Below are 22,688 nucleotides of genomic sequence, written 5' to 3' on the forward strand. Positions count from 1 at the left end.
CATCAGCCTGACAAAAACAAAAAGACAGGACTATGAACAAAAAAATAACTGCGCGTGCATTCGCAGCGGGCGTGTGCGCTTGGCTGTCCACTTACGGCTGCGCGTACGCGGACGATGTGTTGGCTCCCCCCGACGTTCAGAACGCAAGACCTCTACGTCCTGGCATAGGACGGCCAGCTGAAAATTACAGCTTTCTGCAAGATCCGACCAAGCGAACCGATCCTTTTGACCCCATTCGGTATGTGCCCTTTGGTGACGGCAACTGGGCTCAATTTGGTGGAGAGGTACGCTATCGTGCCGACAGCATTCAGGAACCATTTTTTGGCCTGCGTGGTGTGGACTCCAACAGCTACCTCCAGCAGCGTCTGCAGTTGCATTCAGACGTACACCTGTTTAATGACCAGTTGAGAGTTTTCACCCAGTTACAGGACACCCGTTCGTGGCGAAAAGCCATTTTCTCCCCGAACGACCAGAGCGAGACTGAAATCAGCCAGTTGTTCGTTGACTGGAACGCTGCCCTGCCAGGCGGCTACAAGCTAACAACTCGTGTCGGTCGCCAAGAATTGATCTATGGCAACCAAGTGCTGATCAGCGACCGCGATGCGCCCAACCTCCGGCTCAACCTCGACGGTTTCAAGCTGATGTTGAAAACGCCCAGTGGCTATCGCATCGACGCCTTCGCGCTTCGCCCAGTAGCCTACGGCCTCAAGTCGTTCGATGATGAGTCCAGCGATGACATCGTTTTTGCAGGCGTCTACAGCACGTTCAACTTCACCAAAACCTGGAATTTCGATGCGTACGCGCTGGATTTGGAAACCAAGAACCGCAGCCTTGCAGGCGTTAGCGGCGACGAAGTGCGCTATACCGCTGGCACACGCATATTCGGCAAGGCCGGTTACTTCGACTGGACGTGGGATGTAGCCGGTCAGTTCGGACACCTCGGGGACGCCGATATCCAAGCATGGGCCGTGGCCGGGAGTAGTGGATACACCTGGGACACTGCATGGAAGCCTCGGCTTGGCCTGCGGACTGACGTTGCCAGCGGCGACAGCGGACGGGGTGATAACCGGGTGGGAACGTTCGACCCTCTGTATGGCAAAAACGGCTACTACGGTGAAGCAGGTGTGACCACGCTTTCCAACCTGATCGTGGTTGGTCCTCAGTTCGCCTTTTCTCCCACACCGTCATTGCGTATTGAGCCCGCCGTGTACGGTGCATGGCGGCAGAGCACCAACGATGGCGTTTATTTCACCGGTATGGGACTGGCACCCGGCACCGCAGGCGCATCAGGGAGTCGCGTGGGCACAATTTACAAGACATACATTCGGTGGCTTCCCACTCGCAATCTGACCGTCGACTTGGACTGGGAATATTTCGACGTCAGCAGTGCCCTGACAGAGGTAGGTGGCAAGAGCATGCACTTCGTCAGCGTACGACCAACATTGCGCTTCTAATCAGTTCGCCTTTGAATAACAACAATAGAGAGTACCGCCATGACAACGCCAACCGTGGACATTCGCCAGTGGATCGACTCACGCCCTATGACGCGCTATCAGTGGGGCATATTGTTCATGTGCTTCTGCATCGTCGCCCTGGACGGATTTGACGCTGCCATCATGGGGTTCATTGCCCCGGCCATCCTGCAGGAATGGGCCATTTCCAAAGCCGCATTTGGACCGATCATGGCATCTGCCATGGTGGGACTTGCCGTCGGTGCATTGGTATCCGGGCCTTACTCGGATCGTATCGGTCGCCGTCGTGTACTGATCGCTTCAGTCGTGACATTCGGATTATTCAGCCTATTGAGCGGGTTCGCGCAGACGCCAGTGCAACTCGCTACGCTGCGCTTCCTCACTGGTCTGGGACTCGGCGCGGCTATGCCCAACTGCACCACACTACTGTCAGAGTTCATTCCTGCACGCTTGCGTGGCACGCTGGTCACCCTAATGTTCATGGGGTTCGGACTTGGTTCGGCGATGGGCGGATTCGTATCTGCGTGGATGTTGCCACACTGGGGCTGGACCTCACTGTTGACCCTAGGCGGCGTGATGCCATTGGTTCTCGTGCCAGTGCTGTGGCGCTCACTGCCAGAATCTGTGGAATTCATGGTCAGCAAGGGGGAGTCTTCAGAGCGCATTGCCCAGGCACTTCGTCCATTAGGCGCAGCGTTTGACGGTTCGACCCAATTCGTTCTCAACAGCCACGCACCTGAGCAGGCCGTAAAGAAAGGTGTTGCAGCGCTGTTCGGGTCAGGATTTCTGCGCATTACTCTGAGCCTGTGGAGCACCTACTTCATGGGGCTTCTGGTGATCTATCTGCTCACAGGCTGGCTGCCTACGCTGATCAAAGAGGCAGGTTTGCCAATCGAGCGCGCGGCCATGATCACTGCGCTTTTTCAACTCGGTGGTCTGGCTGGCATTCTGCTGGTGGGATACGCCATGGACCGTGTCAACCCCAAAAAAATCATTGCCTCAGCCTATATCGGCGGTGCTGCGTGCGTTTTCACCATCGGCTTGATGGCCGTGGATAGCAGCTTGCTTGGGGTGTTCGTGTTGCTGGCAGGTTTCTGTATCAATGGAGCGCAGACCGGCCTGAACGCTTATGCCCCGAGCCAGTATCCCACCGCATTCCGCGCAACTGGCGTGAGCTGGATGTTGGGGATGGGCCGGTTTGGCGGTATCGCAGGCTCGATGATCGGCGGTACGCTGCTTAGTCTTGGTCTGTCGATGAACCTGATCTTTGCAGTCTTGGGCGTGCCGGCGATCCTCGCTGCGATCGCCCTGGCTTCAGGCCCCAAGCCAGCAACCACTCGCGCTGCCCTCTCGATGGAACATTGATCGCTCACGGGATCTTCGCCGCTACCGCGCGTATCGATGCGATCAGCGCGGCAGCCGGCGGCGTATGCAGGCATTGACGTCGGGTCATCAGGCCAATCGCTCTTCTGGTCTGCTCAAGCCTGACATTAAGGGCGACAACCTCACCGCTCGCGATATCAGTCTCGAACTGATGGCTCGACACGATTGCCAGCATATCCGTACGTGCGAGAAGTCCTCGAATGATCGCCATATCACCCGATTCAACTGCCGGCGTTGGCACTGGCAAACCGACTTCTCGAAAGCACCGATCAATCAATAACCGCGCCGGGCTCATGGCTCTGGGCATTATCCATTGCTGATCGATCAATGATTCGAGATTGGATGAGTGCCCTATGAACGGATGACCTGATCTGACGAGCACAATTAAGTTTTCTTCAATCAGCGTCTCGCTGACCAGATCATTGCTGCCGCCCAGGCGCAACGCACCTAGTACAAAGTCCAGATCCCCGGACCGCAGGTCTGACTGAAGCTGCTCGAAACTGCCTTCTGACGTTTTTACCTGCACATGAGGATGTTGTGCCAACAGGTCGGCGATGGCTTCTGGAACGATGCGTGTACGACTTAATGGCAGCGCGCCGATACGAACCATGCCGCGAACCTCTCCTGCCAATGCTGCAAGATCCGGCTGTATATGTGTCAGTTCGTTCAACGCACGGCGGATCGCGGGCAGTATTGCCAGCGCGATATCGGTCGGATGTACCCCTCTGGAGCGACGCTCGAACAGCACCTTATTGGTGCCCGCCTCCAGCGCTTTGACCATGCTGCTGACAGCAGGCTGTGAGATGTCCATCGCTTTCGCAACCCGCCCCATGTTCTTCAGTCTACATAGCTCCACAAATGCCGACAGACGTCTGACATTGAGCAGGTACAACTGCTCGTGAACAGTCACTGGAGGTTGGTCAAGCATTGCCGGCAATACGGCGAGCTCCGCCAGTATTCGCCTAGCCCGGATTAACACGCACCTCCCCTCGACGGTGAGGGTGAATTTGTCGGGAGTGCGTTCGATCAAGCGCACTCCCAACTGCCGTTCGAGCTCACGGATGCCGTCATGGACGACAGACGCTGCCCGCAGCATTTTTTTTGCGGCGCTGGCCAACGTCCCGTAGTCGGCGACGCGGACAAGAGTGCGCAGATGCAAAAGGCTAGGCGGATCCGAGAGATCAGGTTTATGCATGAGCAACCGAGTTGGAGCAGTAGGTACAGGAGTATTTGAAAACCGGTTGCCTGCCATTTACACGAGGGCGATGGCAGGCCTACCTGCATGAGCAAACTGATTCTAGAACAGTATCAGCGTGTTCAGACCTAATACCAGTGCAGAACCTCGATCGGAACCACTGGGGTGGATGATCCACTGCAGATTCGGCCGCAGGTTTACGCCGGGCATTGGCGACCAATTGTAGAAAGCCTCGGTCTCATACTAGCCGTTGAAAACCCTTACCGGGGGCATCGGGATTCATTTCGTTGTAGTCGCGTTGGTACGCAGCAAAGCGAGGATTTCCGTGAGTTGCTCCGATACACAAACCGACGAAATCAGAGGGTCGATCGAACACGCCTTTGTATTGGATCGTGAAGGTCATCTGATGATCCATGTAGGACGTGTCCTTATCGGCGACGGCGACGTTGAAAGTTGCACTGAGTCCTTTTTCAGCCGTGCCTGGTCAGTTGCTGCTGCGCGGTGAAGTAAACGCCGTACCGCCCGCTGCGATGGAGAGGTTCGCCGCCCTGACTCCAGAAGCGCTTCTTTTTTGTTTTTCTGCTGAACACTGATCAGGCCATCAGCAAGCAGTTTTTTAACTACGTTGTTGATGGTGCCTTTCGACAGCGAGGTCTTGCGAGCCAGGTTAGCCTGGGAGCAGGCACCTTGAATGCGCAGAACTGCGAGCACTAATTCCACGCTCCCCGTTCGTGAAACAGGACTGGGATCTGAGGCGGAATCGTCGTTCATTCACAGGCTCATTCAGAAATTGGGGCGCGACTTATAGTAGGGATGACGAATGAGCGAAACAACGGGCGGCAATGCGAACCGCCCGCTAATGAAGCTTTCAGGCGGTGAAGGTTACGCCGCGCTGAACAGCTTGTGGGGGTCGATCACGAATTTCTTCGGAACGCCGGCATCGAACTCACCGTAGCCGCGTGGTGCGTCGTCCAGGCTGATGACCTGCACGCCCACCACTTCGGCGATATTGATGCGGTCCCACATGATGGCTTGCATCAGGGCACGGTTGTACTTCATCACCGGCGTCTGGCCGGTGTGGAAGCTGTGGGACTTGGCCCAGCCCAGGCCGAAGCGGATGCTCAGACTCCCAAGCTTGGCAGCAGCGTCGACAGCGCCCGGATCTTCGGTCACGTACAGTCCGGGAATACCGATCTTGCCAGCCACCCGCACCACTCCCATCAGCGAGTTGAGCACGGTGGCCGGCGCTTCGGCTTGGGCGCCAGCATGACCGTGCCCCCGGGCCTCGAAACCGACCGCGTCGACGGCGCAATCAACTTCCGGCTCGCCCAGCAGCGCAGCGATGTGCTCGTGCAACGGAGTGTCTTTCGACAGATCGGCGATTTCAAAGCCCTGTGCTTTGGCATGCGCCAGGCGTACGGGATTGACGTCCCCTACGATGACCACCGCGGCGCCTAGCAGACGTGCCGAAGCGGCTGCAGCCAGACCGACAGGGCCCGCACCGGCGATATAAACAGAACTGCCAGGTCCGACTCCGGCAGTTACCGCTCCGTGATAACCGGTTGGCAGAATATCGGAAAGACAGGTCAGGTCGCGAATCTTGGCCATGGCCTTGTCGCGATCCGGCAGTTTGAGCAGGTTGAAGTCCGCATATGGCACTAGCACGTACTCGGCCTGGCCACCGGTCCAGTCGCCCATGTCGACATAGCCGTAGGCACCACCGGCGCGGGCCGGGTTAACGGTCAGGCAGACGCCAGTGTGCTGCTCCTTGCAGGACCGGCAGCGACCGCAAGCAACGTTGAACGGAACAGAGACCAGATCACCAATCTTAAGGCTTTCAACGTCGCGGCCTTTTTCGATCACTTCACCGGTGATCTCATGACCCAGCACCAGGCCGACCTGAGCCGTGGTGCGGCCACGGACCATGTGCTGATCGGAGCCACAGATGTTGGTGGATACCACACGCAGAATCACACCATGCTCGATCTTGCGACCGCGCGGATCCTGCATTTTCGGATAGTCGATTTTCTGTACCTCGACCTTTCCCGAGCCAAGATAGACCACACCACGATTACCGGACATTTTTTACCTCACTGGTTTGTTTTATTCGCTCAATGACGCATAACTTTTTCGGCGATGCGCCGTATCGCTCTGGTCGCTTTCCGCTGAAAATCCTGAATGACAGGCACGACCGCCCCACAAGGTGGCGTAAACGTCAGATACTGTGCGGGCTTTGGATGCACACCATCCCGTCGAAGAGCAACCGAGCGGTTCGTAGAAGTCCACAGCCAACGATCGATCCCTGGCTGAGCTGCATTTCTACAGTGAACTCACCGGTCGGGTGCTCAACGGACAGCTCCAGCAAGTCCGAGGACGGGATGCGAGCCAAAGGCTGCGCGACTGATCCGTGGATCAGGCATGCTGTCGCAACGCTCACGGCTCCAAATACGCCAATTGAGGCGTGGCAGGTATGCGGGATAAAAGTGCGGCTATTGATGGAACCGTCTAAGGCAGGCGCAGAGATCAGGCTCATTTTGGGCACAGTCCGGTGTGTGACATCACCCAGATTCATCCTCGGACCGGCCTGCAGGCGAATGGATTCCAAGCGACGTCTCAGCTCAACGTTGTTGTTGAGCTCGTCTCGGGACTCCTGGCCACTGAGCCCAAAGTCCTCGGCCCGAAGCAAAACGACCGGCATGCCGTTATCGATGCAGGTCACCTCGACCCCGTCGAAACGGTCCAGCACGTTGCTCGTTGGCAGCAGCGAACCACAGCTGGATCCGGCGATATCATCAAACCGTACAATCACAGGCGCCGAGCTACCTGGCACACCATCAATCTGTGCATCACCGTCATAGCTAACCACGCCATCCGGTGTCTGCACCAAGGCAGTCGCCGTCTGACCTGTGTTCTCCATATAGATGCGCACAGATGTGACACCTGCTTGCACGGGGATCAGCTTACGTTCAAGCGCAAATGGCCCCACTCCAGCCAGAATGTTGCCGCAGTTCTGACCGTAATCCACCCGAGGCTCGTCAACCACCACCTGCGCGAACAGATAGTCCACATCGATACCCGGACGCGAGGAAGCGCGAATAATTGCGACTTTGCTCGTCAACGAAACGGCTCCGCCGATCCCATCGATTTGCCTAGCGTCGGGGGAGCCCATCGCCGCCAGGAGAACGCGGTCACGCGACACAGGATCATCAGGCAGGTCGTCTGCCAGGAAGTAGGCGCCTTTCGACGTTCCGCCGCGCATCATCATGCATGGAATACGGGTCTGCGGCATGCTCACCCCTCCAACTCGTCGAGACTGTCGTAGTACTTCAGGCCCTTCTCCACCAAACGCTCACGCATGCTGTAGATATCCAGCCCCAACTCGCCGGAGGCCAGGCGAAGACGTTTCTGCTCTTCGAGATCGGCACGCTTGCGGCTCGCGTCTACCACGCCAAGCAGCTCTGCACGACGCACAATGACGACTCCGTCATCATCCGCCAGCACCACGTCTCCCGGGTTAACCAACTGCCCGGCGCAGATGATCGGAATATTGACCGAGCCCAGGGTTTCCTTGATGGTGCCTTGCGCGTGAACAGCACGCGACCAGACAGCAAAGCCCATTTCGCGCAGCGTATGAGTATCGCGAACACCGGCGTCCAGTATCAGGCCATGAACGCCGCGTGCCTTGAGGGACGTAGCCAGCAGATCACCAAAAAAACCGTCGGTGCAAAGCGAACTCGGCGCGACCACAAGGATGTCGCCAGGTTGGCATTGCTCAACCGCCACATGAAACATCCAGTTGTCGCCCGGTGCGACTAGCACGGTCACCGCTGAACCGCTGAGTGCGAAATCCTGCTGGATCGGTCGAATGGAAGATGCGAGCAGGCCTTTTCGTCCTTGCGCTTCATGCACAGTAGCTACGCCGTACTGCTTAAGCTCGGCGATGAGTTCTGCATCTCCTCGCAGAATGTTTCGAACGACAACTCCATTTCTACCGATGAGGCTCATCCCAGGTTCTCCGTCACGCGTGGAAAGATACTTTGGTAGCCTTCCCCGTACACAATGTTCTTCTTCGACGTAATCCCGATGTTTCGCTTGGCCTGCACACCACGCTGCAGCGCTACACGTGTGTAGTATTCCCAGAGGTGCTCCTGGCCGGCCATGCACTGAATGGCGGCGTACTTCTTGTCCCAGACCTCGGTGATGTCCAGCAACACATCCGGCTTCCACTCGCATTGCTCGGGCTGATGGGGCTCGAAACTATAGACTGGTGGCGCGCCGACGATCTTCTCACCGGGCTTATAGCCCTCTGCCTGAGCGATGATGCGAGCTTCTTGGGTCAAATGGATCGCCAGCGGGTGATCGTAGTTGTAAGGGTCTTTTAGTGAGTGGCTGAGGACGAACTCCGGCTGCACCCGTCGGAAGACGTCGGCAAGGCGGAAAAGCGTTTCCTTGTCGGCACGCATCGGATAGTCGCCGATGTCGAAGAACTCAACGGTGGCACCAATAATGTCGGCAGCCGCTTGGGCTTCTTCGCGGCGTGCAGCCTTGACCTTGGACTCGGTCATTTCGGCGCCCTTGCGCCACAACTTGGCGGACTCTCCACGCTCGCCGAACGACAGGCAGACGATATGGACGCCATACCCCTGAGCCGCATGCAATGCGATGGCGCCGCCGGCGCGCCAGACGAAATCGGCAGAGTGAGCGCTGACTACCAATGCGTTTTTTGCTAGGGTGCTGTTCATGCAAAGACTCCTGCTTGACGTTGGAGCGATGCTGTCATGCGTGATCCCGCCGGAATAATACCTAGAGCTAAGGCTGGTATACTTTTTGTTTATCGAGCCACGCCAACGGCTCGTATTCAGGGAAATGTTCATGGAAGCACGCGCATTGCCAGCACTCATGCATATCCGCGCTTTTGTGCGTGTGGCCGAGCAAGGAAGCATTTCCAGAGCCTGCGAAGTATTACTGCGGGCGCAATCCGTGATCACTCGCTCGCTTCATGAGCTTGAAGATCGCCTGGGTGCTCCGCTGTTCGAGCGCCGCCCAAGCGGCATGCTCATGACTCCTCACGGCAAGGCCATTTTGCCTCGCGCCCAGAGAATCCTTGCTGAGCTTGACTCCATTCCAGCTCTCTTGGGGCGCACCGGGCACGAGCCTGTATACCTGCTGCAAAGCAAGCGTCTGGAGATTTTCGTCAAGCTGTGTGAGACCCACCATATGCAGACAGTTGCGAAAGCATTCGGTCTGACTCAACCCGCTATAAGTGCGGCGTTGAAAGTGCTGGAAAGCGGAGTAGGAAGAGCACTGTTCGAACGCTCCAGCCGAGGACTGCAGCCGACTCAGGCGAGCCAGGAAATCCTCTACCCGATTCGTCGGGCTTTGAATGATTTACGACGCCTGGATGCAGATGTCGCGGCCATCACTGGTGCGGTGCAGGGATCTGTAATGGTGGGAGCACTGCCACTCGGGCGTACGCGCATCCTGCCGCAGGCAATCATCAAGGTGCTCGCAAGACATCCCGGCATACGTGTTGCAACTAATGAAAGCCCCTTCAGTATGCTGGCAACTGAACTGCGTGCCGGGGATATCGACTTTGTGTTCGGAGCGCTTCGGGACAGCGACTACGCAACAGACCTTCAGAGTGAAGAGCTAGTCACTGAGGAAATGGTGGTCCTGGTTCGCAAAGGACACCCGTTGATGTCAGCTTTCGAGGGTATGGAAGATTTCGACGGGGCAAATTGGATTTTTCCCAGAGCCGACACACCAGCCCGGGTGTTGCTAGATACGCATTTCAGAGCGTTTGGATTCCCCTCACCAGTGCCTGTCGTAGAGACAGGTGATTTGGCGATTATCCGTGGCTTGCTGCTGCACTCTGACATGTTGGCTGTCGTGTCGGCGCACCAACTGGAACATGAGATTGCCAGCGGCGAATTACAAATTTTGCCACTTGGGCTAGAAGACACGTCACGCCCGATTGGTCTGATCTACCGAACCAACAGTTTGCCCTCACCGGCGGCTATCGCGGTGATGGAAGCCATCCGGTCAATCACGAAAAAGCCCCGTGAAAGGTGCTAGCACGATCGTGGCGTGCTGGCCCCCTTCACGGCTTCAACTTCAAAGTGCGAGCATTACTGCTTGCCGGCGACAGAATAGATAACTTGCTGGTTCCGCGTCTTCTGGAACTCCTCCAGCGTCATGCCCTTCATAGCTGAGTAGATATGAAGGTTGGACACACCAACCACCGCCCCGAGCTTCTCCAGCAAGAAGAAAATCGCGCCGTACTGAATGAGTCCTTGCCAGTTGCGATCGCTGACGAGCCGGCGCTCCTCAGCTGTCAACTTGTGCTCATCAAACAGCTCTTCGGGCGTTTCAAGGAAGCGCTTGCGCCAATCTGGTTGAATCAACTGATGAAGGAAACGATTCAATCGATAGCCCTTGTGGCTACGCTCAAGCGTGAATGGATACGTACCCTCTAGTAGCTCGATTCCTGCAAGTTGGTGGTGCATTTTCTGGCGATGGCGCTCTTGGGCGTCGACCGGGATCTCGCGAGATTGGTTCTCCAGCAACAGGGTTGCGATACCGGTCATCGAGGGCAGGTAGTAGTCCTGATGAAGCTTGGTCACGTTCGCTGACAACGCACCGCGCATGATCAGCCAAGTGATGACTTCGGAGCCTTCCATACCTCCAAGGGTCGCGTACTCGGCCAATGTGATTTCCGTGAGTCGCTCAGGATCATTCACGAACAGATCGAGAAACTGATGATCCCATTCGGGATTGTTGAAACCACAACGTTCACCATGAACCTGATGAGATACCCCACCGGTCGCAACAATCGCCACGCTCAGATCTTCCGGATAACTTTCAATGGCGCGACGCAGTGCTTTGCCAAGGTTGTAACAGCGACGAGCAGTCGGGATCGGGAACTGCAGAACACCCACTTGCAACGGCACAACCTCAACCGGCCAGCCATCTTTGAATGGCATCAAAGCCGACATGGGAGAAAACAGCCCATGGTCGATAGGCTTGTCACGGAAGAACGACATGTCGAACTCATCCGCCATAAGGCTTTGGCCGATGTGTCGAGAAAGCGCTGCATGACCGCCGATCGCCGGCAAATCTCGCTTACCTCCACCCTCATCCGCCACGTCGTAGTGATCATCAACACCGAGAGCAAATGCTGAATAGTGGTCAAAGAAGAACGATGTGACGTGGTCGTTGAAGATGTAGAAAAGCACGTCCGGCTTGTTATGCGCGAGCCAGGACTTGATCGGCTCGAAGCTGGCGAAGATCGGCGCCCAGGCCGCCTCGCTTTGCTTGTCATGATCCACTGCAAAGCCAATGGTCGGAGTATGGGAAACGGCGAGACCGCCGATGATGCGTGCCATTTATACGTCTCCAGGACGACAGAATGAATGGATGCCCGCAGGGCCACGCCCTACACAACACCATCGCCCCTTCACAGGGGGAATAGGCCGAGCATAGGTGAAGCCGGGCCGAAAATCGTCTGTCTAATCTTTAAAACGGTATCGGTTTTATTGATGGCACTGATTTTCAGACGGAGACTCCGTACCCATGGGGACAATCTGTTGTTCACCCCTTGGAAATAATGAATGTCAGTTTTGCGTCGACTTCTAGTCCCTTCAGATTGATGGCGGGCTCTTGAGGATCCCGTCCAGGAGACTCGTTCGAGTCCCGTTCTAGCTCTGCCTTCGACACCCATCGAGAGGCTGACTGGTTGACGGCGTTCAAATAACGTATTGAGCTAATGTCAGATGGAGTATTAAACATCTGACATAGCCTTCAAGTGAACCTATCGATGCCTTCCTTACCTGTAGCGATTCAGGAAAAAAGTCTGGCCGTCCCTGAAGGCCACGTCCTGAGCCCCAAGGAGTTTCTGCATTTGGGCAGCCGGGCCGCAGTGGATCAAGCATTTTCGCGTTTGGCCAACGCCGGAAGCCTCTTGCGCATCGCTCGTGGTATCTACGTTGCTCCCGCGCAAGGGAAAGCGGAAACGCAAACTTCGCGGACAGAGGCTATTGCACTTTCAATTGCGGCTAAGGGAAAGGTGGCGATTACAGCTAGTGGCGCTGTAGGTGCAAAATCGTTTGGACTGGTCTCGCGGGCTCCGGATGAAGTGATTTTTCTAACTACAGGCCGTAGCAAACTGCTGACCGTGGATGCGGTAAAAGCCTCCCTGCAACATGCACCTTATTGGATGTTGGCACTGGGAGGTACAAGGGCCGGCGACGCGGTTCGGGCATTGGCCTGGATGGGAGAAAATTGCGCTGAGCATACTGCGTCACTGCTTCATAGCCAGCTTTCAGACTCCCAATAGGAGGCTCTTTCTTCCGTTCGGGCTAGTCTACCCACCTGATGGCTGTTGCTGTCAGCAAGGCTGCCATCTACGGTGGAATACGCGAGGGAGGCGGCGCTACTGACCAACGGCCACGCATTTAAGGACGTATCTAAGGGTATCAACAGGTCTTAGCGATTAAACTAATTGGATGAAAAAGGTAGAAAAACATGGCTAGCGGCGAGCATCTAAAAGCGCTTTTTCGCTGACGCATCAAAGGAGATGACAGTCATTTCCTTGCCGTCGCCATGCAGATGGCTGCACATGAAGCCAAGCAAGGACATGGAAAGCTTGCTGAGGATTTACGCACCCTGATTGACTCTGCCCAGTCCAAACGAAAGCTAATGCCATCTGCCCTACCGGTTCCCATCGGTCAGCCCAGAGGTGAACTGAGCAATCTGCTATCTGTTGCTCTTCCGCAGACTCGTTTCTCAGAAATGATTCGGGGCGACGCCACCCATGGCCGGCTGGCACGAATAATCAGCGAACAACGCAACTTCGAAAAAATACGCGCCCACGGTCTCTCACCCCGCCGTAAGTTGCTTTTGGTCGGCCCACCTGGAACGGGTAAAACAATGACTGCTTCCGCCTTGGCTGGTGAGCTCGGCATCCCGTTGTACATCGTGCGCCTGGATAGCCTGATTACCAAGTTCATTGGTGAAACAGCGGCCAAGCTTCGGCAGGTTTTCGACGCCATTCGAGATACTCGAGGGATATACTTCTTCGACGAATTTGACGCAATTGGATCTCAGCGTGGCCTGGCCAATGACGTTGGTGAAATTCGTCGTGCACTCAGCAGCTTTTTGCAGATGATTGAGCAAGATCAGTCAAACAGCTTGATCATTGCAGCCACGAATCATCCGGAAATTCTCGACTATGCCTTGTTCCGGCGCTTTGATGATGCTATCGAATACGGGCTACCCAACCAGGAACAGATTTGCGCTGTTTTTAAAAATCGGCTCGTAAACTTTTCGAAATCGATTAAAAGCTGGAAGGAGCTCACTATTGTTGCGAGTGGCCTGAGCTACGCAGAGCTGGTTCGGGCAGCAGATGACGCTATTAAAGACGCGATCATTCATGATCGTGGCGAGGTCGACGCTAGGGACGTGGCAAAGCATCTCGAAGAACGGAAGGCTTTCCACGGAAGACAACGATTATAAGCCGGTAGAGCTTTTCGATGACGGAACCAAACGCAGGGCAGCGACGACACTTTCATTTACAACGCACAGGGCGACCGGAACGATACCAATCAACCTCGTCCCCCAACCCGAGATCCAATCTTCCCTCCACGTGATTGAAGAGGACATGGCGCAAGGTTGCTGAGCCAACCGGAGCAATTCCGAGGACGAATGGCAAAAGCTGTTCAGCTGCAGCGCTCTGAAGGTCAGGAAAGTGGCTTTGGCTTGCAACTTGAGTTTGTAAGTGAGCCAGGCTTTGAACTGGCATTTGAGGGGCTGGCCCGAGGTCAGCAGCGAATTGAGTTGTTGAATCTACGCTACGACGGAGCCACCCAGACTCATTTCGCGACTGTTTCCGTTCCAGACGGAAAGCTGAGCGCGTTTGAAGGACTGGTGACGCAATATCTGAACGTCAATCCGCACCGCAGGAATGATCCTAGACGTACCTTTGGAGGGGAAAGAGCCTATTTTCAGCCACGGACGATACGCCTCACGTTCGCCGCTACCGACGCCACTTTATTATCAGCTTGTCGAGGTACTCCCTAGTGACCAGCTTGCCTCGACGCGAATTGAACGCTGATGGAAGAGACGGGGGCTGATTGGGAGTCATTGCGGGATTGACCTTAGGGCATAAAACCGATTCGGATCAATGCTTACGCTACTGATGAGCCGACGCAAGCCGCTGATTTTACGCCCTGTACCCGGTTGTCATATACTTATTTTCGTTTGTCACCTGCTTTATTATGAATGTCACCCGCTTATTTACAAAACAACAACACTCATATATTCCGATGCTTGCACCGTGGATAGGCCTCTGCACTTAAAACACTCCATGCGTTTTAAGTGCTTTGGCTGGTAGCCCCATATAGGCAAGCAGAGTCCCATCGCCGTCGTGCGGTAGATAGTTTGGGTAGGAGCAACAATCGGACAACCCTCAGCAGAATTGGATTAGCTAAGCAATAGATGATTTGAGCGCGCCCACTCAGTTTTAGGCTGCGTAACGGGTTGGTAAGGTTACCTGAAATAAAATCCCAATCACGAGACAAAAAGGCACAACACGACACTGGTCTCCAGCGGGCTTTCACTAGGAATGGGAAACTACGCTGATTCTGCACCGAAACAGGGTCTAAATCCCCTTTTTCAAAATGTAAACGATGGAGATACAAAATAGCCCACCGTTTACATATTTGGCTCATCCTGGCTACAAACTCCCCCCGGCAGAATTATCAGAATTTGCCGTATGTCACATGATTTCAATACCTTAAACATGCTAAATAGCACGCTAACCATGCTGTTTACAGAGTTGACAAGTAGTCAGAAGACTCGTACGGATCTGGTGGCCATCTAGTGCTCAGCTCTCAATCGGTCAATCGTGCAAAAGCGCGGATCTTATCATGCGGAACACCGTCCCTGTAGGAGCTGCCGAAGGCTCCGATCTTTTGATCTTCGTTTGTAAAATCAGGATCAAAAGATCGCAGCCTGCGGCAGTTCCTACACGGATCGTCGTCAGGCTTGTTTGTAGCCGCGCACTTCATCCACCCCACGGTTGGCCAACTGGTCGGCCCGTTCGTTACCGTGGTGACCGATGTGCCCGCGCACCCACTTCCAGGTGACGTTGTGGCGATTGACCTGTTCGTCGAGCATCTTCCACAGGTCGGCATTCTTGACGGGCTCTTTGGCCGCGGTTTTCCAACCGCGTTTTTTCCAGTTGGCCATCCACTCGTTGATACCTTTCATCACGTACTGGGAGTCGGTCACCAGCAGCACCTCGCAGGGACGCTTGAGTTCTTCGAGGCCGCGAATCGCGCCCATCAGTTCCATACGGTTGTTGGTGGTATTGGCTTCGCCGCCCCAGAGTTCTTTTTCAACGCCCTTGCATACCAGCAATGCGCCCCAGCCGCCTGGGCCGGGGTTGCCTTTGCAGGCGCCGTCGGTGAAGAGTTCTACGCTATCGCTCATGCCATCTATCCAGAAAATGCGTTGGCTCGCCAATCAACGATCGACGACGCCCGAGACCGGGGCAACCCCGGCCGAAAATAAAAGTGTGTATTACGGTTCGATACGACGACGGTTGACCTTGGCCATCGGCAACGGAATCAACTTGCCCATCGGTTCGCGGCGTTCTTGTCGCACAGGTCGCAAGCCGACCACGATTTTGCGCGCCACCAATAAATAGAAGCCGCCACCCGACAATTGCCAGTCACCGGCCTTGCGTTCCCAACCGGCCAGACGGGTCTGCCAAGTGGGCGAAGCAAGCGGCGGACGATAGCATCCGAAGCGGCGTTTCTCCAGCGCGAAGCCCAGCAGGTTCAGCCAGTCGGCCACCCGCGACGGAGAAATGCAGCGGGCTTTTCGCAATGCATCATGAGCAAACACATGACGCAGGCCCCAACTGCTCCAGGGATTGATCCCGATGATCAACAGGTGCCCGCCGGGCCGCACGCTGCTCGCCGCTTCACGCAGCAATCCGTGGGGCGACAGGCAGAAATCCAGGCCGTGCTGCAGCACCACCACATCGGCGGCATGCTCGCTCAATGGCCAGGCCTGCTCCTCGCAAACAATCTCGACCCCCGGCAACGGCGCACCCAGGCGCACATTGCGCTGAACCTGCGGTGCCGGTGGCGGCGTCTGCGCCGACGGACCGTAGTGCACCAGATAGCCGCCGAAGAAGCGCCCAAGCTCGTCTTCGAGCATGCGCCGTTCTTCATCCAGCAAAAACTGCCCGAGGGGACCGGACAGCCACTCGCGGGCGGCGCTGATCAACGCCAGCCAATCAGGATCGGCCTGAGCGAACGCTTTATCAGTCATTGCATTCTCCAACGCGCCAGGAAGTTCTAAGATGCGCCATTGTTTACCGCTTGGCGAATCCGACGATGATACAGATCACAGCCCTGCCCGCCTTCACCGACAACTACATCTGGTTGTTACAAGACACCGACACCCAGCGCTGCGCGGTGGTCGATCCGGGCGATGCCGCGCCGGTGCAAGCCTGGCTCGCGGCAAACCCGCAATGGACCCTGAGCGATATTCTGATCACCCACCACCATCATGACCATGTCGGCGGTGTCGAACAGCTGAAGAAAGCGACAAACGCGAAGGTCTACGGCCCGGCCAGCGAAACCATCCCGGCGCGGGACGTTGCGCTCAAGGATAACGACAGCATCAATATCCTGGGCCATGACTTCCAGATCATCGCCGTCCCCGGCCATACCCTGGGGCACATTGCCTATTATCATCCCGACCTGCTGTTCTGTGGCGACACCCTGTTCGCCGCTGGTTGCGGTCGTTTGTTCGAGGGCACACCTCAACAAATGTACTCCTCGCTGTCGCGCCTCGCGGCCCTTCCCGAGGAGACAAAGGTCTACTGCACCCACGAATATACGCTGAGCAATCTGCGCTTCGCTGCTGCTGTCGAACCGGGTAATCCGGACACCCTCGAACGTCTCGCTGACGTCACTCGGCAACGGGAAGCCGGGACCATCACACTGCCTTCCACGATAGCCCTGGAAAAGCGCACAAACCCGTTTTTGCGCACCGGTGAAACATCCGTTAAAGAAAAAGCAGATGAACGGACCGGCACCGATAACTCCGCGCCCGATATAGTTTTTGCTGCTCTACGAGCCTGGAAAGACAAGTTTTGAGCGACTTGCACGATGGTCCTAAAATTCTGAATGGTTGACCGCCGGGGGTGCGCTTTCTAGAATCGCCCGACATTTTTGCCCGGAACTTACTTCCAGCCAATGTCGTCATCTATTCGTAAAGCCATCAACTCGGACGCTTTGTCCCGCCTGGCGCAAGCCATAGCGGTGGCTGTGTCCGCGACATTGGCAGGCTGTTCAAGCCATGTGCCGCAAACCGACGCGGCACACACTCCGAATATTGCCGCGCGCGCCAAGCAGAAGCCCGTCTGGCTCAGCGAAAAGCCGAGCCCGCAGATTCCGCAGGACGTCTGGGAGCGCATGCGCCAGGGCTTCCAGTTGCAAGACGGGCTGGGCGTCAACCCACGCATCGAGCAGCAGCGCCTGTGGTTCGCCAGCAATCCTTCTTTCCTGGAAAACGCCGGCGAACGCGGCAGTCTCTACATTCATTACATTGTCGAACGCCTTGAAGAACGCAACATGCCGCTGGAGCTGGCGCTGCTGCCAGTGATTGAAAGCGCCTATAACCCGATGGCCTATTCCCGAGCCAATGCGGTTGGCTTGTGGCAATTCATCCCGTCCACCGGGCGCTACTTCAACCTTCGTCAGACACGCTTCTATGATGGCCGTCGCGACATCACCGCTTCGACCAACGCCGCAATGGACTACCTGACCCGTCTGCATGACATGTTCAACGGTGACTGGTTGTTGGCACTTGCCGCTTACAATGCGGGCGAAGGTACGGTCAGCCGAGCCATCGAGCGTAACGAAAGGCTTGGCCTGCCAACCGACTACTGGAACCTGCCGCTGCCCGCCGAAACCCAGGCCTATGTGCCGAAGTTGCTGGCCCTGTCGCAAGTGGTCATGGCGCCTGAAGCCTACGGCGTAAACCTGAATCCGATCGCCAACGAGCCGTATTTCCAGGTCGTCGAAATCAACCAGCGGATGGACCTGTCCAAGGTTGCAGAAGTCGCCAACATCGACGAAGACGAACTGTTTCAGCTAAACCCGGCATTCAAGCAGCGCACCACCCTCGATGGCCCTCAGCATCTGCTGGTGCCGACATCCAAGGCGCAATTGCTGACCACCAGCCTGCAAACCATGCGGCCTGAAGAGTTGATCAGCAAGAAACAGCTCAAGCCGGTTTTCGAAGGTGCAAACGATACCCAGCTGGCCAGTGCCAAACGCAGCTACCGGGTCAAGCGCGGCGACAACCTCGGCTCCATCGCCAAGGCCAACAATGTCGACGTCAAGGACTTGCAGCGCTGGAACAAGCTGAGCGGCAAGAACCTCAAGCCTGGTCAGACGCTGGTCATGCAGGACACCAGCAAACGCAACTCCGGGCGTATCAACACCGTTGTCGCAGCCAAGTCCAAGAGCAAGGACAAGAAACCGCAGTCGCAATACAAGGTCCAGCAAGGCGACTCGCTGTACATCGTGGCCAAGCGCTTCAACGTTGAAATGCAACACCTCAAGCGCTGGAACCCGCGCGTTGGCCAGGCGCTGAAGCCTGGGCAGATGCTGACGGTGTCCAACCCGCATTAAAAATGAGCCCCTGATTCCAGGGGCTTTTTTATGTTCAATCCTGTAGGAGCCGGCTCGCTGGTGATGGGTGCGCCGCGTTTAACCTGTCACAACGCGTCATCGTTAACGACCATCACCAGCAAGCCGGCTCCTACGGAAAATCGCAAATCCTGACCCGCTGACATTACCCTTCAAGCCTCCGTCTTTTTCCTGTCCATACAAGCTGTTACTGTACCGACCACCAAGCCCAAGCCGCCCGGATCGGATTCCTTATTTGAAGCGTCCCCTCCTCCTGCTCCTGATCAGCCTGGCCTTGAGCTCCACCGCAAGCGCGTCGATCAGCGAAAGCCATGGTTATGCGCAGTTCGGCACGCTCAAGTACCCGGCCAGATTTACCCATTTCGACTGGGTCAACCCGCAAGCGCCCAAGGGCGGTACGTTGCGGGTGATGGCGTTTGGCACCTTCGATACGCTCAACCCGTACACCTTCAAGGGCACCAGCCCGGTTGCCACACCCAACTTCCTGCAATACGGCATCAACGAGCTCAACGAACCGCTGATGGTCGGCACCGGCCAATACGCGCCATCCGGCGACGAACCGACTTCCAGTTATGGCCTGATTGCCCAATCGGTTGAGTACAGCGAAGACCGCAGCTGGGTGGTGTTCAACCTGCGCCCGGAAGCGCGCTTCCACGATGGCACCCCGATCACGGCCTACGACGTGGCGTTCTCCTACCGCTTGCTGCTCAAGGAAGGTCATCCGCAGTACCGCACCAATCTTCAGGAAGTGTTGCGGGTCGACATCCTCAACCCGCAACGCATTCGCTTCGTCTTCAAGCGTGCCGGCAATCCGCTGTTGATCCTGCGCCTGGGCGAGTTGCCGGTGCTGCCGCAGCACTACTGGAAAGGACGCGACTTCAAGGCCACGACCTTCGAACCGCCATTGGGCAGCGGACCGTATCGCGTAACGTCGGTGACTCCGGGGCGGCAGATCGTTCTCGAGCGGGTCAAGGACTACTGGGGCAAAGATCTGCCGGTCAACCGTGGCAAGTACAACTTCGATCGCATGGAAGTCGAGTTCTACCGCGACAGCGACGTGGCCTTCGAAGCGTTCAAGGCCGGCGAATTCGACATCTACATTGAGCACCAGGCAAAGAACTGGGACACCGGCTACAACTTCCCGGCAATCCGCCGTGGCGAGGTGATCAAGGCGCAAATTCCGCACCAGATCCCGACACAGACCCAAGGCCTGTTCATGAACAGCCGCCGACCGACGTTCGCCGAGGCCAAGGTGCGTGAAGCGTTGGGATTGATGTTCGACTTCGAGTGGACCAATCGCACCCTATTCAGCGGCGCCTATAAGCGCGCCATGAGTTACTACCCCAACAGCGAGTTTTCTGCCACCGGCCTGCCGGTCGGTCATGAATGGCTGATGCTCAAACCGTTTCGCGAGCAATTGCCCGCCAAGCTGTTCATCGAGCCTTTCAGCCTGTCGCAGACCCAAGGCCGCGGCATCCCCCGGGAAACCATGCGCAAAGCCCTGGCCCTGCTTGCCGAGGCCGGCTGGAAGCTCAATGGCCAGCGTTTACAGGACGCGACTGGGCAACCGTTGCGCCTGGAGATCCTGCTGGTCAACCCGAACCTGGAACGCATTCTTCAGCCTTACGTCGAGAACCTCGCCAGCATTGGCGTCGACGCCAAGCTGCGCACGGTCGATCGCGCCCAGTACAAGCAGCGCCTCGACCAGTTCGATTTCGACATGATCCTGATGACCCTCAACCAGACCCTCAGTCCCGGCCTGGAACAATGGCAGTATTTCCACTCCAGCCAGGTCGGGGTCAAAGGCAGCAAGAATTACGCAGGCATCGCCAACCCGGTGGTCGATCATTTGCTCGAACAATTGCTCGCAGCGAAGAGTCGCGATGAGCAAGTCGCCGCCGGCAAGGCCCTCGACCGGGTGCTGCTGTGGCAGCACTACATCATTCCCAACTGGTACCTCAATTATCATCGCCTGGCCTACCGAAACCGGTTCGCCTTTGTCACCACGCCGCCCTATACCCTGGGCCTGAGCGCGTGGTGGCTGAAGTCTTCGGAGAAAGATCAATGAAACCCGCAAGTGCCCTGCTCCTGCAGGCCAGCGCCCTGTTGTTCGCCGGGCTGGCCTGTGCCGCTCCGCAGCATGCGTTGACCCTGTACAACGAGCCGCCGAAATACCCGGCCGATTTCAAATACTTCGATTACGTCAATCCGGATGCACCCAAGGGCGGAAAATTCCGTCAGGCCGGTTTCGGTGGCTTCGACAGCCTCAATCCGTTCATCAGCAAGGGCGTCGCCGCCGACGACATCAATTTGATCTATGACACCCTGGCCAAGCAGGGCCTGGATGAACCGTTCACCGAGTACGGTCTGGTCGCCGGCAAGATCGAAAAGGCTCCGGACAATTCCTGGGTGCGTTTCTATCTGCGTCCGCAAGCGCGCTTCCACGATGGCCATCCGATCCGTGCCGAAGATGTGGTGTTCAGCTTCCAGACCCTGATCAAGGATGGCGCGCCGATGTTCCGCGGCTACTACAGCGACGTCGAAGACGTGGTTGCCGAAGATCCGCTGACGGTGCTGTTCAAGTTCAAGCACAACAACAACCGCGAGTTGCCGCTGATTCTCGGCCAGTTGCCGGTGCTGCCCAAACATTGGTGGGCCAGTCGCGATTTCAACAAAGGCAACCTGGAAATTCCGCTGGGCAGCGGTCCCTACAAAGTCGCCGAAGTAAAGGCCGGACGCTCGGTGCGCTATGAGCGAGTGAAGGACTACTGGGGCAAGGACCTGCCGGTCAACCGCGGGTTCTACAACTTCGACGTGATGATCACCGACTATTACCGCGACAACACCGTGGCGCTCGAAGCGCTGAAGGCCGGGCAGTTCGACTACTGGCTGGAGATGACTGCGAAGAACTGGGCCAATGCCTACAACATCCCGGCCGTGACCGAAGGCCGGCTGATCAAAGAGCAGATCGCCAACGGAAACCCCACTGGCATGCAGGGCTTCGTGTTCAACTTGCGGCGTCCGGTATTCCAGGACGTGCGTGTGCGCCAGGCCCTGACCCTGTTGCTGGACTTCGAATGGACCAACAAGCAGTTGTTCAACGGCGCCTACGCGCGCACCCGCAGTTATTTCGAGAACTCGGAAATGGCTGCTACGGGCCTGCCGGATGACGATCAACTGGCGATTCTCGACCCATTCCGCGGCAAGATTCCGGAGCAGGTGTTCAGCGAAGCCTTCCAGAACCCGATGACCGACGGCAGCGGCATGATCCGCACCCAGCAGCGCAAAGCCTACCAACTGCTGCAAGAGGCTGGCTGGCGCATCGTTGATGACAAGATGGTCGATGCCACCGGCAAACCAGTGAGCATCGAATTCCTGTTGGCGCAAACCGAATTCGAACGGGTGTTGTTGCCGTTCAAGCGTAACCTCAGCGACCTGGGCATCGATCTGGTGATTCGCCGGGTCGACGTCTCGCAATACGTCAACCGCGTGCGCTCGCGGGACTTCGACATGATTGTCGGCAGCTTCCCGCAATCCAACTCGCCGGGCAACGAACAGCGCGAGTTCTGGATGACCGCCGCCGCCGACAAACCTGGCAGCCGCAATTCCATGGGACTCAAAGACCCGGTGGTGGACCAACTGGTCGAGCAACTGATCAATGCCGATTCGCGCAAAAGCTTGGTGGCCCACGCCCGCGCACTGGACCGGGTGCTGCAATGGGGCTATTACGTGATTCCCAACTGGCACATCAAAACCTGGCGCGTGGCCTACTGGAACCACATCGGTCATCCAAAGGTCTCGCCTAAATATGACATCGGCATCGCCACCTGGTGGGTCAAGCCCGATGCCAAACCGGCTATAGAGATCGAAACCAAATTGCAAGCCGACCCTGCGGGCACGGAGTAA

Annotated in this window: 20 protein-coding genes and 1 pseudogene; 10 read left to right on the top strand and 11 right to left on the bottom strand. The window is 56.7% G+C overall.

Features of this window, described 5'->3' with window-relative positions; genetic code table 11:
* The first annotated feature begins 32 nt into the window (after window positions 1–32).
* Window positions 33–1,454, top strand: a complete 1,422-nt coding sequence (locus NL64_RS02200) for an alginate export family protein (protein ID WP_080757833.1) — start codon at window positions 33–35, stop codon at window positions 1,452–1,454.
* A gap of 39 nt (window positions 1,455–1,493) precedes the next feature.
* Window positions 1,494–2,837: an MFS transporter gene (locus NL64_RS02205; protein ID WP_034146520.1), complete on the top strand. Its 1,344-nt coding sequence runs from the start codon at window positions 1,494–1,496 to the stop codon at window positions 2,835–2,837.
* Window positions 2,838–2,841: 4 nt separating this feature from the next.
* Here NL64_RS02205 and NL64_RS02210 read toward each other — a convergent pair whose 3' ends face one another.
* From NL64_RS02210 to galB, 8 genes and pseudogenes are all read right to left on the bottom strand, one after another.
* A complete protein-coding gene (locus tag NL64_RS02210; protein WP_034146521.1) occupies window positions 2,842–4,050 on the bottom strand; it encodes a LysR family transcriptional regulator in 1,209 nt (402 codons plus the stop codon).
* Window positions 4,051–4,152: 102 nt separating this feature from the next.
* Window positions 4,153–4,278: pseudogene (locus tag NL64_RS30935) on the bottom strand (carbohydrate porin); the annotation flags it as partial.
* 10 nt (window positions 4,279–4,288) lie between these two features.
* Entirely contained in the window at window positions 4,289–4,465 is a 177-nt protein-coding gene (locus NL64_RS30940; RefSeq protein ID WP_080757837.1) for a carbohydrate porin, read from the bottom strand.
* Window positions 4,450–4,821 (bottom strand): MarR family transcriptional regulator, encoded by a 372-nt coding sequence (locus NL64_RS29300; protein ID WP_080757839.1) that lies wholly within the window; start codon window positions 4,819–4,821, stop codon window positions 4,450–4,452. The genes NL64_RS30940 and NL64_RS29300 overlap by 16 nt, the downstream gene beginning before the upstream one ends.
* Before the next feature lie 111 nt (window positions 4,822–4,932).
* Complete coding sequence (gene fdhA / locus NL64_RS02215; RefSeq protein ID WP_034146522.1) at window positions 4,933–6,132, bottom strand: formaldehyde dehydrogenase, glutathione-independent; 1,200 nt, start codon at window positions 6,130–6,132, stop codon at window positions 4,933–4,935.
* A 133-nt stretch (window positions 6,133–6,265) separates the two neighbouring features.
* A complete protein-coding gene (locus NL64_RS02220; RefSeq protein ID WP_034146523.1) occupies window positions 6,266–7,339 on the bottom strand; it encodes a 4-oxalomesaconate tautomerase in 1,074 nt (357 codons plus the stop codon).
* 2 nt (window positions 7,340–7,341) lie between these two features.
* On the bottom strand, window positions 7,342–8,055 hold the full coding sequence (locus NL64_RS02225; RefSeq protein ID WP_034146524.1) for a 4-carboxy-4-hydroxy-2-oxoadipate aldolase/oxaloacetate decarboxylase: 714 nt from the start codon (window positions 8,053–8,055) through the stop codon (window positions 7,342–7,344).
* The gene (gene galB, locus NL64_RS02230; protein WP_034146525.1) at window positions 8,052–8,792 is read right to left on the bottom strand and encodes a 4-oxalmesaconate hydratase; all 741 of its coding nucleotides are present in this window, start codon (window positions 8,790–8,792) and stop codon (window positions 8,052–8,054) included. The genes NL64_RS02225 and galB overlap by 4 nt, the downstream gene beginning before the upstream one ends.
* Before the next feature lie 130 nt (window positions 8,793–8,922).
* Between galB and NL64_RS02235 the strand changes: the two genes are divergently transcribed.
* The gene (locus NL64_RS02235) at window positions 8,923–10,125 is read left to right on the top strand and encodes a LysR family transcriptional regulator (protein WP_034146526.1); all 1,203 of its coding nucleotides are present in this window, start codon (window positions 8,923–8,925) and stop codon (window positions 10,123–10,125) included.
* A gap of 53 nt (window positions 10,126–10,178) precedes the next feature.
* Here NL64_RS02235 and NL64_RS02240 read toward each other — a convergent pair whose 3' ends face one another.
* On the bottom strand, window positions 10,179–11,435 hold the full coding sequence (locus NL64_RS02240) for a gallate dioxygenase (protein WP_034146527.1): 1,257 nt from the start codon (window positions 11,433–11,435) through the stop codon (window positions 10,179–10,181).
* 431 nt (window positions 11,436–11,866) lie between these two features.
* Between NL64_RS02240 and NL64_RS02245 the strand changes: the two genes are divergently transcribed.
* From NL64_RS02245 to NL64_RS30540, 3 genes are all read left to right on the top strand, one after another.
* The gene (locus NL64_RS02245) at window positions 11,867–12,385 is read left to right on the top strand and encodes a DUF6088 family protein (RefSeq protein WP_253277050.1); all 519 of its coding nucleotides are present in this window, start codon (window positions 11,867–11,869) and stop codon (window positions 12,383–12,385) included.
* Window positions 12,386–12,615: 230 nt separating this feature from the next.
* Entirely contained in the window at window positions 12,616–13,563 is a 948-nt protein-coding gene (locus NL64_RS02250) for an AAA family ATPase (protein ID WP_253277052.1), read from the top strand.
* Window positions 13,564–13,752: 189 nt separating this feature from the next.
* Window positions 13,753–14,127: a hypothetical protein gene (locus tag NL64_RS30540; RefSeq protein WP_034146528.1), complete on the top strand. Its 375-nt coding sequence runs from the start codon at window positions 13,753–13,755 to the stop codon at window positions 14,125–14,127.
* 960 nt (window positions 14,128–15,087) lie between these two features.
* Here the strand turns inward: NL64_RS30540 and rnhA are convergent.
* Complete coding sequence (gene rnhA, locus NL64_RS02260; RefSeq protein ID WP_034146529.1) at window positions 15,088–15,540, bottom strand: ribonuclease HI; 453 nt, start codon at window positions 15,538–15,540, stop codon at window positions 15,088–15,090.
* Between the two features lie 90 nt (window positions 15,541–15,630).
* Window positions 15,631–16,389 (bottom strand): methyltransferase domain-containing protein, encoded by a 759-nt coding sequence (locus NL64_RS02265; protein WP_034146530.1) that lies wholly within the window; start codon window positions 16,387–16,389, stop codon window positions 15,631–15,633.
* Between the two features lie 65 nt (window positions 16,390–16,454).
* On the opposite strand from NL64_RS02265, the gene gloB reads away from it, so the two are divergent.
* The 4 genes from gloB (at window position 16,455) to NL64_RS02285 (ending at window position 22,688) form a co-directional block, all read left to right on the top strand.
* The gene (gene gloB, locus NL64_RS02270; protein ID WP_034146531.1) at window positions 16,455–17,222 is read left to right on the top strand and encodes a hydroxyacylglutathione hydrolase; all 768 of its coding nucleotides are present in this window, start codon (window positions 16,455–16,457) and stop codon (window positions 17,220–17,222) included.
* A gap of 99 nt (window positions 17,223–17,321) precedes the next feature.
* A complete protein-coding gene (locus NL64_RS02275; RefSeq protein WP_034146532.1) occupies window positions 17,322–18,764 on the top strand; it encodes a transglycosylase SLT domain-containing protein in 1,443 nt (480 codons plus the stop codon).
* Window positions 18,765–19,035: 271 nt separating this feature from the next.
* Window positions 19,036–20,850 carry an extracellular solute-binding protein gene (locus NL64_RS02280; RefSeq protein WP_437176907.1) on the top strand — a complete coding sequence of 605 codons (1,815 nt, stop codon included), beginning with the start codon at window positions 19,036–19,038 and terminating at the stop codon, window positions 20,848–20,850.
* Window positions 20,847–22,688 carry an extracellular solute-binding protein gene (locus NL64_RS02285; protein WP_034146534.1) on the top strand — a complete coding sequence of 614 codons (1,842 nt, stop codon included), beginning with the start codon at window positions 20,847–20,849 and terminating at the stop codon, window positions 22,686–22,688. Before NL64_RS02280 ends, NL64_RS02285 begins: the two co-directional genes overlap by 4 nt.

This window comes from Pseudomonas fluorescens (assembly GCF_000802965.1).
GTDB lineage: Bacteria > Pseudomonadota > Gammaproteobacteria > Pseudomonadales > Pseudomonadaceae > Aquipseudomonas > Aquipseudomonas fluorescens_A.